Source organism: Pseudonocardia sp. TRM90224, from assembly GCF_021245725.1.
In the GTDB taxonomy this organism is placed as follows: Bacteria; Actinomycetota; Actinomycetes; order Mycobacteriales; family Pseudonocardiaceae; genus Pseudonocardia.
Genome location: NZ_JAJGSX010000011.1, coordinates 1 through 14,573, shown reverse-complemented (window position 1 = coordinate 14,573; position 14,573 = coordinate 1). Strand labels below are relative to the sequence as shown.

The window sequence follows — 14,573 nt, the reverse complement described above, 5'->3', positions numbered from 1 at the left end:
TCACCGTCCATCGTTCGGTCGCTCCGGGAGTCAGTTGCGCAGGCCGAACGGCCGCACGGAAGGATCGACCCATGCAGGACCCGACGCAGGACGGAGACGACGCGGCGACCGACGACGGCACCGCGCCCGCCCGCCCCGACGCCAACCCGGTCGACCCGCCCGAGGGCACGATGAAGCTCAACCGGAAACCGGCCGAGAGCGCCCCCGAAGAGGCGACGGCCGCAGGATCCGACGAGCCGGAAACCGGTGAGCAGGAATACAGCGGGACCCTCATCCTGCGGCCCGCCACGAAGCCCGATCCCGCCGAGCACCACGGCGCCACCGCCAAGACGAGGCCGGCAGCAGCCACCGCTCCCTTGTCCGACGCCGGCGACGCCCCGTCGACCGCGAAGACCAGGCCCGCGGCCACGCCACCGGAGCCGGACGCCGAGGACGCCCCCGCCACCGCGCTGACCAGGCCACCGGCAGCGCAGTCGAAGGTCGACGCAGGCCTGGATGCTCCTGCCGCTGATGCTCCGGCGACTGATGCTCCGGCGACTGCCAAGACGAGGCCGGCGGTCGAACCGACCGCGGCCGCTGCGAACTCGAACACCGGTGAGACCGTCGTGACGAGGCCGGCTGCCAAGCCCGCGGAGCCTGCACCGGTCCCTCCGGCGCCGGTCCGCCCCGACAGCGAGACCGTGATCGCCCGGCCGGCATCGAACCCGGCCGCGGCGGCGCCGGTCCGCCCGGACAGCGAGACGGTCGTCGCCAGGCCGGCCGCGACTCCCCCGGCGGCCGAACCGATCCGACCCGACAGCGAGACCGTCGTGGCGAGGCCGGCCATGAGCCTCACCAAGCCCACCGACGACGACGCCACCGTCGTCGCCCGGCCGGCCACGAACCCAACTGCGTCGGACGACGACGGCGCCACCATCGTGGCCAGGCCGGCCACCAACTTGACCAAGCCGGCCAAGGACGACGACGCCACCGTCGTTTCCAGACCGGCCACGAACCTCAGCAAAGACCACGACGCCACCGTCGTGACCCGGCCCGCAGCGTCCCCGGCGACCCCGGCTGCACCGGTGCCGCATTGGCACCGCAGCGCGCAGCAACCCCCTCCGGCGCAGCCCAATCCGGCGCAGTCCAATCCGGCGCAGGGAGTGCTGCCGCACCATCCCACGCAGGCGTACGTCCCGCCCGGCCACCCGGCGCAGCAGCCACCGCCGTTCGGCCCGCCGCCCGGCCAGCAGACCGCGCCCGGAGCGATGTTCCCGCCGCAGTTCCCGCAACAGCACGCCGCGCAAGGCGGGTGGCGCCCGCCGCCCCCGCCGCCCAACCGGCGGCGGACGCCGCTGTGGGTGCCGCTCACCGCGATCGGTGGCCTGCTCGTGGTGGTGGCGGCTGTCGTGCTGGTCGTCTACCTCAGCAGCGTCGGCCGCCCGGTCGACCTCGCCACCGACGCGGCCAACGAGGTCGACAAGTGGAACGGTGCGACGCTCAGCGGCTCCGTCACCGAAGCCGGCGAGAAGATCACCTACGACCTGCGGGTGACCGCACAAGGCGCGCAGGGCACCGTCAGCGCCGGCTCGGGCGCCCGCGCCGAGGTGCTGCGCGATGCCACCGGCGTCCTGATCAAGGGCAACAAGGCGTGGTGGGATCGCCACTACCCCGAGCGGTCGGCACGGCTCGCCGACACGTGGGTCGCCGATCCGCTCGACGAGCTCGACTCCATCGACCCGCTGCTGCGCCTCACCCCCGACCAGCTGACCATCAAGGTGCGACCGGCACCCGGCTCGCAGTGGAAGCAGACCGGCGAGCAGGTGATCGACGGCCGGCGCGGCCTGGTCATCACCGACGGCACGCGCCGCCTGATCATCGACGCCGAGACCTACGAGCTGCTCTGCATCGACCTGCTGGACGGTCCGCCCCCGCCGGGCACCGACCCGACCCGCGTGATCCAGCTCCCGCCCGCGCAGGTCGCCGAGGTGGGTTCGGCGGCGTCGGACGTGCGCACCCGCGAGACACCGAAGAGCCTCAACCAGCGTCTGCTGGAGCGGGCACGATTCGCGATCGACGTGAAGCCGGAGTCCCTCTGCCAGAGCCCCACCTGCACGGCCGTCATCACGATCTCCAACTCGGGTGAGCTGGCCGGCACGGGACGGGTCGACGTCACGGCGAACGGGGTTGCCGCCGGCACGTTCCCGCTGAACGTGCCGCCGGGGCAGTCCGTCTCGTTCACCGCGAGCACACCGAACACGATCTACAACCAGCCCGGCGCGAGCGGCGACCTCTACTGGGAAGCCAAGATCACGCCGGACGAGTGATCGGCAGGGGCAACGGCAGCGTCAGCGGACCGGCACGTCGTAGCGGCGGAGCAGGCTGCTGCTGCCGTCGCTCAGGTCTGCGCCGTAGACGTGCAGGGTGATCAGGGTGTCCGGGCCGCCGCTGGCGACCTTGTGGATGTCGCCGGGCGGGGCGAACCCGTGCGCCTCGCCGGGCGGGTTGCGCCACTGCCCGACCACGGTGACGTGGTCGCCGTGGTCGGCGTAGCGGGTCTCGATCTCCGTGCCTTGCAGCACGCCGACGACGCACCACGTGCGGTGGTCGTGGATCGACGACTCCTGCCCGGGCCGCCACACGACGGCCTGCACGGAGAACGACGGCTCGGCGTGCAACAGGAACCCGACCGCCTTGTCGGGGGTGCCCCGCCGCTCGTGTGCGGTCAGCAGCGCGGCCGTCGGGCGATGGGCCCGCACCGCGCGTGCGACCAGCGCGGCGGTGGCGGCGCCGTCCTCGCGGTCAGCGCCGTGCAGGGTGTCGGCGATGGCGCTGAGGAGCGGGGCGAGACCGGGGCGGGTGAGCGTCGTCGAAGTCATGTACATAGCCTGCGGCGCCGTTTCCCATAGGTCCAATGCCTGATTTCTTCCACTCCTATCCATATGCTTGATGCATGTTGGACGTGAACCGGCTGCGGGTGCTCTCGGCGGTCGCGCGGACGGGCTCGGTGACGGCCGCGGCGCAGCAGATGCACTACTCGCAGCCGTCGGTGAGCCACCACCTCGCCCGACTGGAAGCCGAGACCGGCGCCCAACTCATCCAGCGGGTGGGGCGCGGCATCCGGCTGACCGAGGCCGGGCGGCTGCTCGCGGCCAGGGCGGAGGAGATCCTCGGGCGGCTCGAGTCGGCGCAGTCGGAGCTCGCCGCGCACGTCGGGCTCAGCGCCGGGATCGTCCGGGTGGCGGGGTTCGCGTCGGCCCTGCTGGAGCTGATCCCGCCGGTCGTCACGCAGCTCGCCGAGCGCCACCCCGGCCTGGAGCTGCGCCTCACCGAGACCCATCCACCGGAGGCGCTGGAGCTGCTGCGCACCGGTGAGGTCGACGTCGCGATCGTCTTCCGCTACGCCGGGACCCCACCGGACGAGGGGTTCCGGCTGACCCCGCTGCTGGACGACACCACCTGCTTGATCACGCCGAAGGGTGCGCCCGACACGCTGGCCGAGCACCGCGCCTCGGGCTGGATCGCCGGCTGCACCCGCCTGCACGGCAACCTCGTCGACCTCTGTGCCGAAGCCGGCTTCGTCCCGCGGATCGTCTGCACCACCGACGACATCGCCGCCAAGCAGGCGCTGGTCGCCAGCGGCCTCGGCGTCGGTCTGCTCCCCCAGCTCGCGCTCGCGGCGCACCACCATCCCGGGATCCAGGTGACCCCGCTGCCCGGCGCCGAACGCCACGTCCTCGCCGCGACGTTCGGCGAGCCACCGGACCCACCACCCACCGCCGCGGTGCTGGCGGCCCTCCGCGAGGTCAGCGAGCGGCGGGGGTAAGCGTCGACAACGACGTTCCGGCTGTTTGTTAGCGCTCACAACAGCCAGAACGTCGTTGTCGACGGTCAACCCGGGCGCGCTAGTACAGCCAGGTCCGGTAGTCCTCGTTGCGCGTGTCGTCCTCCGGCCGCGGTGGAGGCGCGTTGCGCTGCTCGCTCATGATCGCGCGCAGGGTCGGGACGCCGGCCGGGGCCGGCCACGACCCCGGCTGCCAGAGCTTCGCCCGCAGGAAGGAGCGGGCGCAGTGCATGAACACCTCGTCGATCTCCACGACGACGCCCAGCACCGGCCGCTTGTCCTCGATCACCATCGCGTCGAGCACCGCGTCGTTGCGGGTGAGGGTCGCCCGGCCGTTGACGCGCAGCGTCTCCTCGATGCCGGGCACCACGAACAGGAGCCCGATGTTGGGGTTGGCGAGGATGTTGCGGAACGAGTCGACCCGGCGGTTGCCGGGCCGGTCGGGCACGACGATCGTGCGCTCGTCCACGATCTGGATCGTGTTGATCGCGTCGCCGCGCGGCGTGACGTCGCAGGTGCCGTCGGCGCCGGCGGTCGCCATCAAGAAGAACGGCGAGAACGTGATGTAGCGCTGCGCGAGCGGCGTGAGATACGTCGTGTGCTTGGTCCGGACCAGCTCCGACGGCGGCGCGATGATCTCGCGCAGCTCCTCCTCCGTGCGCACGGCGTCGCGCAGCAGCTCCGCACGCCCCGGAACGGTCGTCACCTCGGCCGTCACCTGACCCTCCTTCCGACGAGCAGCTTGCGCAGCCGCGTGAGCACGGTCGAGTGCGCGGCGGCCTTGCCCTCGTCGCGCTGCGCCAGCGCGAGCGCCAGCGCGTCGGTCATCACCATCGCATTGAGCGGGTCGCCGGTCAGCCCGGTGCTGGAGGTCTGCGCGACGAGCACGACGTCGACCTGGTCGTCGAACTGGCGCAGCGAGTCGGTCACCAGCACGACGTGCGCGCCGACGGTCCGGGCGTGCTCGACGATCACCTCGACGTCGCGCACGATCCGGCCAGGCGCGAACAGCACGACCACGTCGTGCTCACGCAGCAGGAGCAGCTCGTCGGCGAGCCCGAACCCCATCTGCCCCGCCAGCCGGGCCCGGAGCCCGATCCGGCGCATGCTGATCATGCAGTAGTCGGCGACGACCCGCATGACCCCGACCCCGTACGTCACGACGTCGGGCGCCGCGGCGAGCAGCTCGACGGCCGCGGCGAACACGTCCTCGTCGAGGATCCGCTCGGCCTCGGTGAGCCGCTCGGCGGCGTCGCCGTACACGCTGCGCTGCAGCGATCCCGGCGAGTCGTCGGTGCGCAGCATCGCGATGCGGGTGGCCAGCCGGCGGGCGGGGTGGGTCTGCAGCACCAAATGCGCGCCGAGGTCGTGCTTGAGCTCGGGCAGCCCGGAGTAGCCGAGCGCGCGGGCGGTTCGGATCACCGTCGCATCGCTGGTGTCGGTCAGCTCGGCGAGCTCGACGGCGCTGAGGAAGATGACCTTCTCGACGTGCGCCTCGATGTACTCCGCCACCCGCCGCTCGGAACGCGAGAGCTGGTCCTTCCGCTCGCCGAGCCGGTCGGCGAACGGCACAGCGCCGCTGCTGCCAGTGGTCACGATGCTCCTCGGGGGTGGACGGTCACGGTCGGTCGGCCGCCCCGGCACGTGCCGCTGCGAGCGTCGTCGCGAAGAACTCCCGCACGGGCGCCAGCACCTGGTAGCCGTGGTGCGCCACGCCGGGAACGACATCGTGCCGCACCCGCACTCCGTGCGCGACCAAGCTCCCCTTCAGCGCCTCCATCCGGACCTGCCGGTTCACCCCGACGTCGTTGACCCCTTCGATCCACTGCGGCAGGTCGGGCGTGATCCCGATCTCCCACGTCTCGGTGTCGTCGCCGCCGACGACCAGCAGCACCGGGACGTCGCGGATCGCGTCGAGGTCGAGCCGGACGCCGAGCGCCGCCTCCAGCCCACCGACGCCGGCCGGCCACTGCCGCTCTTCGTCGAGCAGCGTGACGACGCCGGGCGCCCCGACGGCCGCGCCGAGCAGCCGGTCGGGATGGGTGTAGAGGAACCGGTGGGTGAAGTGCCCGCCGCCGGAGAAGCCGCTCAGCAGGAACCGGCTGGTGTCGACCCGCCAGATCCGCGCGATCTCCTCCAGCATCCCGAGCAGCACGTGGTCGTACCGGGTGCCGTTGAACTCGAGGTACTTGTAGTTGTGCAGCTCGCCCGGCTCGTCGATCCCGGCGGGGAAGAGCGGCGAGAACACGATGCATCCGTGCTGCTCCGCGAAGTCGACGAACTGGTCGCGGTAGCCCTGCGCGTCGCGACCGGTCCCGTGCACCACGACGACCAGCGGGTACACGGTGTCGGCCGACTCGTCGTAGTCCGAGGGCACGTAGAGGCAGTAGGAGAACCGCTGGTCTGTCTGCGACGCGTACATGGTGGTGCGGCCGAACTGGTAGAAGGTCAGCTTGTCGCCATGGCCGCTGCGGCCTCGCGCGCCGGAGTCAGAACGCATCGGCCGAACCCTGCCCCTCCGCGAACGAATACTCGACGTAGGCGGCCTGCGACGGCGGCCCCGCGGTCACCCACATCCGCCCGGCGGCCGGCTCCGCGATCACGCCGGTGACCGTCATGTAGTGCTCGGGGGCGGTGTCGCCGCGGTCGGGGTCGTCGCGTTCCTGCACCGAGAGCGCGTCGGGCGCGTCGTCGCGGTTGCGCATGATCGAGCCCATCACCTCCGGCGTGATCGCGCCGTGGTGCTCGCGCAGCAGCCCGCTGACGCGTTCGTGCCGCGTCCGTGAGTTGCGCAGGTACTTCTCCACCGACCGCTCCTCGTCGGCCAGCTCCGGTGCCAGGTAGTGGTTGGTGTGGCTGAGCAGCCCGTCGACGGGCCGCAGCTCGGCGTCGCGGGTCGGCGTGTTCTCGAAGTCGACGGCGTCCAGCTCGGCGTCGACCATGATCAGGTTGCGGGACGCCGCCCGGGGCAGCGCGCGCAGCGCGGCGAGCGCGGCCGCGGTGCTGCCCTGCGCGAGCGCGTAGCGGCTGAACAGGTAGCGCGGGAAGCCGGGGCCCCAGCCGTCGCAGTGCAGGAAGTTCGCGAACGTCGCCATGCCCGCGTCGCTCATGCCGATGTAGGAGATCTGCCCGGCCGGGGTCGCCATCAGCACGTGCGGGCCATCGTCCGGCACCAGGTGCATGACGATCATCAGGTCGGCGTACATGTCGGGCAGGTCGGCGTTCTGCCCGGCCAGCGCTTTCCCGGTGGCGGTCGCCTCCGGCAGCACGACGAACGTCGTGCACTCGTTGGCGGCACCCGGGTCGCCGAGCACCTCGGCGTAGACCTCGGCGCGCACCTGCAGCAGGTACGCCTCCGCGACGGAGATGCCGGCGCCCTCCGCGAGCCCGACGATCTCCTCGTCGAGGAAGCCCGCGTGCTCGCGGACGGACGGGCGGAAGCGCAGCGCCACCTCGGCGGCCCGGTCGGGACCGATCCCCGTCCTGCTCAGCCGGTCGAGCGCCATGTCGAGGTGCTTGGCCACCAGCTCGGAGCACACCGAGCCGTGCTGGCGGCCGATCTCCCGGTGGCTGCCGGTGAAGCGGTGCAGGGTCAACGGGTTGGGCACGAGCGGCTCCTTCTCGGGTGTTCAACTACCTGTGGTGATCGCGTGCAGCTCGGCTGCCAGCTCGTTGTGGTGGTGGCAGGCGACAGCTCCGGAGCTCTCGCTGGTGAGCACCGGTTCTTGCGTCCGGCAGACGTCGGTCGCGAACGGGCAGCGGGTGTGGAACCTGCACCCCGGCGGCGGCGCGGCCGGGCTCGGCAGCTCGCCGCTCAGCACCAGCCGGGTCCGCGCGCGTTCCCGCGGCGGGTCGGGCAACGGCACCGCCGAGAGCAACGCGGCCGTGTAGGGGTGCCGCGGTCGCTCCGCGACGTCGGCGGCCGGCCCGATCTCGACGATCCGGCCGAGCTGCAGCACCGCGATCCGGTCGCAGAGGTAGCGCGCCATCGCCAGGTCGTGGGTGATGAACAGGTAGGTGAGCCCGAGCTCCGCGCGCAGGTCGCGCAGCAGGTTCACGATCTGCGCCTGCACCGAGACGTCGAGGGCCGCGATCGCCTCGTCGGCCACCACGAACTCCGGTTCGGTGGCGAGCGCGCGGGCGATCCCGACCCGCTGGCGCTGCCCGCCCGAGAGCTCGTGCGGCATCCGCTCGACCATCCGCCGGTCCAGCCGGACCAGGTCGAACAGCTCACCGACCCGGCGGTCCCGCCCTGCCTGCGCACCGATCCCGTTGACGTCCAGCGCCTCGCGCACGGTCGCGCCGACCGTCATCCACGGGTTCAGCGACGAGTACGGGTCCTGGAACACCATCTGCATCCGCGGCCGCACCCGGCGCAGGACGTGCCGATCGGCCCCGGTCAGGTCCGTCCCGTCGAACGTGACGGCGCCCGCGGTCGGTTCGAGCAGCCGCAGCAGCACCCGCCCGAGCGTCGACTTGCCCGATCCGCTCTCCCCGACCAGCCCGACGATCTCGCCGCGGTGGATGTCCAGGTCGACGCCGTCGACGGCACGCACCGCGCCCGCCGTGCGGCGCAGCACCCCTCTCCGCACCGGGAAGTGCTTGCCCACGCCCGAGGCCCTGACCAGCACGTCGTCCGTCATCGGTGCATCACCTCCACCGGACGCACGGCCGGCTCGTCCGGATCGGCAGGCAGCCCGGCAGGCAACTCCGCGGCCCGGAAGCAGGCCGACGCGTGCAGGGTCTCGATCTCGTGCAGGTCGGGCCGCTCCTCGGTGCAGTGCTCCGTGCTCCAGCCGCACCGCGGGCTGAACGCGCAGCCCGGGATCGGCTGCGTGAGGTCGGGCAGGCCGCCGGGGATGGCCGTGAGCCGCTCACCCGCGGCGTCGAGCCGGGGCAGCGAGCGCAGCAGCCCTTCGGTGTACGGGTGGCGCGGGCCCGCGTAGATCGTGTCGACGGGTCCGCGCTCGACGACCCGCCCGGCGTACATCACCGCGACGCTGTCGGCGAGACCGGCGAGCACACCGAGGTCGTGGGTGACCCAGACGACCGCCATCCCGAGCTCGCTGCGCAGCTTCCGCACCAGCTCCACGATCTGGGCCTGCACGGTGACGTCGAGCGCGGTCGTCGGCTCGTCGGCGATCAGCAGCCGGGGCTCGCAGCAGAGCGCGAGCGCGATGAGGATCCGCTGCCGCTGACCGCCGGAGAACTGGTGCGGGTAGTCGGCCACCCGCGCCCGCACGTCCGGGATGCCGACCAGGTCGAGCATCTCGGCGGCCCGTTCCATCGCCGCCTTCTTCGTGCCGCCGCGGTGGTGGCGCACGACCATCGCGATCTGCCGCCCGACCGTCATCGTCGGGTTCAGCACCGCCATCGAGTCCTGGTAGACCATCGCCAGCTCAGGACCGCACAACGCCCTGCGCTTCGTGGGATCCATGGTGAGCAGGTCGGCGCCGCGGTAGCGGACCTGGCCGGTGACGGCGGCGTCGCCGGCCAACAGGCCCATGACCGTCAGCGCCGTGACCGACTTGCCGGAGCCGCTCTCGCCGACGACCCCGAGCACCTCACCCTCCGCGACCTGCAGCGACACCCCGTCGACGGCGCGCAGCTCACCGTCGTCGGTCCGGAACCGGATCGACAGATCTGTGATGTCCAGCAATGGAGTCATGAGCGCCGCCGCTTCGGGTCGACGGCGTCCCGGAGACCGTCACCGACGTAGTTCACCGAGAGCACGACCAGGAAGATCATCAGGCCCGGGAAGAGCCCTCGCCACCAGTGCCCGAGCGACACGACGGGCCGTTGCGCCTCGTAGAGCAGCCCGCCCCAGGTCGCCTGCGGCGGTTGGAAGCCGAGCCCGAGGAACGACAAGGCCGACTCCGAGAGGATCGCCGCCGCGATGCCGAGCGTGGCCGTCACGATGATCGGGCCGAGCGCGCCGGGCAGGATGTGCCGCACCGCGATCCGCAGGTGCCCCACCCCGGTGCCACGCGCGGCCTCGACGAACTCGCGCTGCTTGAGCGTCAGGTAGCTCGCCCGCACGAGCCGAGCCGTGTTCATCCAGCTGAACAGCGCGATCGCGGTGACGATCGGCCAGAACCCGGCCCCCACGAGGATCACCAGCAGGATGACGACGAACAGCGAGGGCAGCGAGTAGAAGACGTCGACGACCCGCATCAGCACGTTGTCCAGCGCCCCGCCGACGTACCCGGCGACGGCACCGACGACCACGCCCACCACCAGCGAGAACACCACGGCGCTCACCGCCACGCTGAGCGTCAGGCGCCCACCGTCGAGCACCCTGACCAGCTGGTCGCGCCCCAGCTCGTCGGTGCCCATCAGGTGCGCGAGCGAGGGCGGCTGGTTCTTCGAGGCCAGCGCGATCGTCTCGCTGTCGTAGCCGATCAGCAGCGGCCCGACCAGCACGGCGAGCGCGATCGTGGCGAGCACCGCCAGCCCCAGCACCGCCATGCGGTGCCGGCGGAAGCGCCGCCACGCCTCGAACCTGCCGCGCGCCGAGCGCACGACGGGGACGGCCGGGGTCACGAGGGCACTAGACATAGGTGATCCTCGGGTCGAGGCGCCCGTAGAGGACGTCGGCCAGCAGGTTGGAGACCACCACCAGCACGGCGGCGATCAGCAGGATCCCCAGCAGCACCGGGTAGTCCCGCAGGTCGGCCGACTCCACGAAGAGCCGACCCATCCCGGGCAGCCCGAAGATCGTCTCGGTGATGACGGCGCCGAGGAACAGCTCGGGCAGGGCGAGGACCGCAACCGTCACCACGGGGATCGCGGCGTTGGGCAGCCCGTGCCGCAGCACGACGGTGCGTTCGGGCAACCCGCTCCCCCGGGCCGTGCGCAGGTAGTCCTGGCCGAGCACGTCGATCATCGACGAGCGGACGTAGCGGGTGAGCGACGCGACCGACATCAGCGAGAGCACCGCCACCGGCAGGATCAGGTGTTCGGCCTGGTCGAGCACCGCGGCGAAACCGGTGTGGCGGGCCCGCAGGTCGGTGAGCCCCGACGACGGCAGCAGCCGCAGCTGGAACGAGAAGACGTAGAGCAGCATGATCCCGAACCAGAAGCTCGGTGTGGAGAGCCCGATGAACGACGCCCCGGTGGCCGCGTGGTCGACGAGCGAGTTCTGCCGGGACGCGGCGAACACCCCGACGACCACGGCGATCAGCACAGAGAGCACGAGCGCGACGACCGTCAGCTGGAGCGTGACCGGCACTCGGGCCCCGATGGCCTCCAGCACCGGGCGGCCGGTGTCGAACGACGAGCCCCAGTCGCCGGTCAGCACGCCGCCCAGCCAGTTGAAGTACTGCACGACGAGCGGGTCGTCCAGGCCGTAGCGGCCGCGCAGCCGGGCGATCTGCTCGGGGCTGACCTGCGTGGCGGCGCCCTCCCCGGCGGCCATCGGGCCGCCGGGGGTCATCTGCAGCAGCACGAAGATGATCACGGAGATGCCCAGCAGCAGCGGGATCGCCTGCAAGCAGCGCCGGATCACGTATGCGGTCACCGCGCGATGGCCCATCGCGCGCTGCTGGAGGTGGTCCACATGCCGTCCCAGAAACCGGTGTCGACGTCGGTGAGGGCGGTGTTCCAGGCGTCGCCGAGCACCGAGCCGTACACCGGGATGGCGACCCGCTCGGCGTGGAAGAGGTCGTTGATCTGGGCGAGCGCCTGCTTGCGGGTGGCCGGGTCGATCTCGGTGGCCTGCTTGCGCTCCAGGTCGTCGAAGCGCTTGTCCGACCAGTGCGTGTAGGAGAACGTCGACGGGTTCGCATCGGTCGGGATCCGGCGGGTGGTGAAGACCTCCACCCAGACCGACGGGTCGGCGAACGCCCCGTCCCTGCTCATGACGATGTCGAAGTTGCCGGTGGCGAGCAGCCCGTTCTTGCCGCGGCTGTCGAAGATCGTGTTCGACGGGACGTTCTCGATCGACAGCTCGATCCCGACGTCCTTCATGTTCTGCTGGATGATCTGCTGGTAGAGCGCTCGCGTCTGGTCGCCGGCGATCGTCTGGAAGCGCAGGTGGGCGCGCACGCCGTCGCGCGAGCGGATGCCGTCGGCGCCGCGTGCCCAGCCGGCGGCGTCGAGCACCGCGTTGGCCCTCCCGGTGTCGAACGCCGCGGGCGGCGCAGGCACGGCACCGAAGCCGGAGAAGAGCATCGCGCCGTTGAGCCGGCCGAAGCCGCCGAGCACGTCGTCGATGATCGCCTTGCGGTTGATGCCGACGTCGATGGCCTCGCGGATCGCCGGGTCGCCCAGCACCGGGTGCGGCTTCGAGAGGTCGCCGCCGGCGGAGTGGTTGAGCCAGAGCCACTCGGTGTTGCCGGTCCGCTCGGCGGTCTTGAGCTCGATGGGCGCCCCGGAGTCCTTCGCCCGCTGCAGGTCGGCGAGGTCGCCGGAGGTGATGAAGTAGACCGCGTCGTACTCGCCGTTGATGAAGCCGCTGATCGCCGCCTGCTTCTCCGGCGTGATCTTGAGCGTGATCCCGTCGAGCTTCGGCAACGCCGGGTCGCGCCAGTACGCCGGGTTCCTGACCAGGCGGATCTGGTCGCCGGGCTTCCACTCCTCGTACTTGAACGGGCCCGTGCCCAGCGGCAGCCTGGCCTGCGGGTCCTCCAGCTGCACCGCGGAGGACGAGAACGCGTGCTTCGGCAGGATCTGCCGGAACAGGTTCAGGTACCCGGGCTGCGGCTCCTTCATCGTCACGACGAGCGTGCGGTCGTCCACGACCTGCGTCGAGGCGATCGACTGGTACTCGGGCTCGGCGTTGAGGGCGGCGCCGTCGCGGTTCTGCGTGACCTCGACGGTGAAGGCCATGTCCTGCGCCGTGAGCGGGGTGCCGTCCGACCACGTGATGCCGGGGCGCAGCCGGAACGTGACGGTCCGCCCGTCGGCGCTGAGCCCGCCGTTCTCGGTCGTGGGCAGCTCGGCCGCGAGCAGCGGCTCCATGGTGCCGTCGGCCATCGTCTCGAAGAGCGGCTCGACGACGAAGGCGTAGGTCAGGTCGCGGCCGCTCTGCGTGCCGAACATCGGGCTCATCAGCCCGGGCTCCTGGATGAAGGCGATCACCGCCGTGCCGCCGCCGCTGGACGCTTCCGGTGGCGGGCTGACGCAGGCGGACAGACCGAGCGTGAGCGCCGCGGCGAGGGCGGCGATGAACAGCGTGAGTCGGCGGGGGCGGGCGGGGCGGGGGATCGGCACTGGTCCTCCGAGCAGGCGACGATGGGGAGTCTGTCGCGTTCACTACAAAGTGGCGCTCTGTAGTGCGCACAATATGGAGGGGTCGCCCGAAGGTGTCAAGGCGTGCTGGATCCGGACAAAGTGGGTCGCTTGTACCAGACGCTTGACACAGTGTGCTCCGGGTCTCACCCTCATCGGCACAGTCACCCGGCCGAAGGAGCGCGCGGATGGGCACGATCGACGAGGCCGCGTCCCGGGATTCCGCGCTGGAGGAGCCGACCGTCCCGGTCGGGCGGCGGTGGATCGGGAGTTGGACCGCAGCACTGTTCGGGATGTACATGGCGTACTACGCGGGCGCGCAGATCGTGCTGCCGAAGCAGGCGGAGGCGATTGCGGGCACGGGCAAGGTCGCACTGCTGGCGTGGGTCACCGGCGTCGCCGCGATCGTGACGATCATCGGGGTGCTGCTGGTCGGCGCGCTGTCGGACCGAACGCTGGCGCAACGCGGCCGGCGCCAGCCGTGGGTGCTCGCGGGCGCTGTGCTGACCGGGCTCGCCGTCGCCGGGCAGGGCCTCGCCACGACAGCGGTGGCGATGGTGCTGATCTGGGCGGTGGCCAACCTGGGGATCTCCGCGATGACCGGCGCGCTGTTCGCGGCCGTCCCCGACGAGGTGCCGGTCGGGCAGCGGGCCTGGGTGTCGTCGTTCTACGGCAACGCGGTGGCCGCAGGTCCGCTGCTCGGCATCGCGCTCGTCGCGCTGGTCGTCACCGACGTCGTGCCGGCGTTCGTCGCGCTCGGCGTGGTCGCGCTGCTGCTCGGCCTGCCCTACGCGCTGGGCACCCGCAGCACGCCGCTGCGCCCTGCCGAACGGCCGCCGTTCACCCTGCGGACCGTGACGGCGGGGGTGTTCACGCCGCTGCGGCACGCCGACTTCGCCTGGGCGTGGTCGGGCCGGTTCCTGATCCAGCTCTCCAACGCGCTCGCGCAGGTGTTCCTCTACTTCTACCTGCACGACTTCATCGGGTACCCGGACCCGGAGGTCGGCACGTTCATCCTGGCCGCGATCTACACGGCGGGCGTGCTGGTGGCGGCGGCGCCGGCCGGGCGCATCTCGGACCGGACGATGCGCCGCAAGCGGATGGTCGTGATCTCATCGGTGCTGCAGGGCATCGCCGGCCTGATCATGGCGTTCGTGCCGACGTTCACCGCGGCCGCCGTCGCGTCGCTGGTGCTCGGCCTCGGCTACGGCGCGTACGCCGCCGTCGACCAGGCGCTGATCACGCAGGTGCTGCCGAGCGCGGCCGACCGCGGAAAGGACCTCGCCGTCATCAATATCGCCAACGTGCTCCCCTACGCCGTCACCGGCGTGCTCGGCGCAGCCGTCATCGAGCTGTGGGGCTACCCGGGGCTGAACATCCTCGTCCTGATCACGGCGGTGCTGGCGGCGATCACCGTGCAGCCGATCAAGGCGGTGCGGTAGGGGATGTGTGCGTTCCGCACGCGAGGGCAGGAAAGCCACTTTCCTGCCCTGTGAGGGCCGGAAAGTGGCTTTCCTGC

General features: G+C 71.7%; 13 protein-coding genes. 3 read left to right on the top strand and 10 right to left on the bottom strand.

The features are described from left to right. The first annotated feature begins 71 nt into the window (after nucleotides 1–71). Nucleotides 72–2,306 carry a hypothetical protein gene (locus LL648_RS19205; protein WP_232663985.1) on the top strand — a complete coding sequence of 745 codons (2,235 nt, stop codon included), beginning with the start codon at nucleotides 72–74 and terminating at the stop codon, nucleotides 2,304–2,306. 21 nt (nucleotides 2,307–2,327) lie between these two features. On the opposite strand, the gene LL648_RS19200 is transcribed toward LL648_RS19205, so the two are convergent. Next, nucleotides 2,328–2,858, bottom strand: coding sequence for a cysteine dioxygenase family protein (locus LL648_RS19200; protein ID WP_232663984.1), 531 nt, complete (start codon nucleotides 2,856–2,858; stop codon nucleotides 2,328–2,330). A 74-nt stretch (nucleotides 2,859–2,932) separates the two neighbouring features. Between LL648_RS19200 and LL648_RS19195 the strand changes: the two genes are divergently transcribed. Continuing rightward, nucleotides 2,933–3,805: a LysR family transcriptional regulator gene (locus LL648_RS19195; protein WP_232663983.1), complete on the top strand. Its 873-nt coding sequence runs from the start codon at nucleotides 2,933–2,935 to the stop codon at nucleotides 3,803–3,805. 79 nt (nucleotides 3,806–3,884) lie between these two features. Here the strand turns inward: LL648_RS19195 and LL648_RS19190 are convergent, their stop codons facing one another. From LL648_RS19190 to LL648_RS19150, 9 genes are read right to left on the bottom strand one after another with little or no spacing between them, the layout of a single operon-like run. Next, a complete protein-coding gene (locus tag LL648_RS19190) occupies nucleotides 3,885–4,541 on the bottom strand; it encodes an MSMEG_1061 family FMN-dependent PPOX-type flavoprotein (RefSeq protein ID WP_232663982.1) in 657 nt (218 codons plus the stop codon). Continuing rightward, nucleotides 4,538–5,419: a MurR/RpiR family transcriptional regulator gene (locus LL648_RS19185; protein WP_232663981.1), complete on the bottom strand. Its 882-nt coding sequence runs from the start codon at nucleotides 5,417–5,419 to the stop codon at nucleotides 4,538–4,540. Before LL648_RS19185 ends, LL648_RS19190 begins: the two co-directional genes overlap by 4 nt. 22 nt (nucleotides 5,420–5,441) lie before the next feature. Next, nucleotides 5,442–6,323, bottom strand: a complete 882-nt coding sequence (locus LL648_RS19180) for an alpha/beta hydrolase (RefSeq protein WP_232663980.1) — start codon at nucleotides 6,321–6,323, stop codon at nucleotides 5,442–5,444. After that, nucleotides 6,313–7,431, bottom strand: coding sequence for a C45 family autoproteolytic acyltransferase/hydolase (locus LL648_RS19175; RefSeq protein ID WP_232663979.1), 1,119 nt, complete (start codon nucleotides 7,429–7,431; stop codon nucleotides 6,313–6,315). The genes LL648_RS19180 and LL648_RS19175 overlap by 11 nt, the downstream gene beginning before the upstream one ends. A gap of 21 nt (nucleotides 7,432–7,452) precedes the next feature. Then, the gene (locus LL648_RS19170) at nucleotides 7,453–8,466 is read right to left on the bottom strand and encodes an ABC transporter ATP-binding protein (RefSeq protein WP_232663978.1); all 1,014 of its coding nucleotides are present in this window, start codon (nucleotides 8,464–8,466) and stop codon (nucleotides 7,453–7,455) included. Then, nucleotides 8,463–9,491 (bottom strand): ABC transporter ATP-binding protein, encoded by a 1,029-nt coding sequence (locus LL648_RS19165; RefSeq protein WP_232663977.1) that lies wholly within the window; start codon nucleotides 9,489–9,491, stop codon nucleotides 8,463–8,465. The genes LL648_RS19170 and LL648_RS19165 overlap by 4 nt, the downstream gene beginning before the upstream one ends. Beyond that, a complete protein-coding gene (locus LL648_RS19160) occupies nucleotides 9,488–10,381 on the bottom strand; it encodes an ABC transporter permease (protein WP_232663976.1) in 894 nt (297 codons plus the stop codon). Before LL648_RS19160 ends, LL648_RS19165 begins: the two co-directional genes overlap by 4 nt. Beyond that, entirely contained in the window at nucleotides 10,374–11,342 is a 969-nt protein-coding gene (locus LL648_RS19155; protein ID WP_232663975.1) for an ABC transporter permease, read from the bottom strand. The genes LL648_RS19160 and LL648_RS19155 overlap by 8 nt, the downstream gene beginning before the upstream one ends. Further along, on the bottom strand, nucleotides 11,339–13,036 hold the full coding sequence (locus LL648_RS19150; RefSeq protein ID WP_232663974.1) for a peptide ABC transporter substrate-binding protein: 1,698 nt from the start codon (nucleotides 13,034–13,036) through the stop codon (nucleotides 11,339–11,341). The genes LL648_RS19155 and LL648_RS19150 overlap by 4 nt, the downstream gene beginning before the upstream one ends. Nucleotides 13,037–13,242: 206 nt before the next feature. Here LL648_RS19150 and LL648_RS19145 point away from each other — a divergent pair, with 206 nt between their 5' ends. After that, complete coding sequence (locus LL648_RS19145; protein WP_232663973.1) at nucleotides 13,243–14,496, top strand: MFS transporter; 1,254 nt, start codon at nucleotides 13,243–13,245, stop codon at nucleotides 14,494–14,496. Nucleotides 14,497–14,573: the final 77 nt, after the last annotated feature.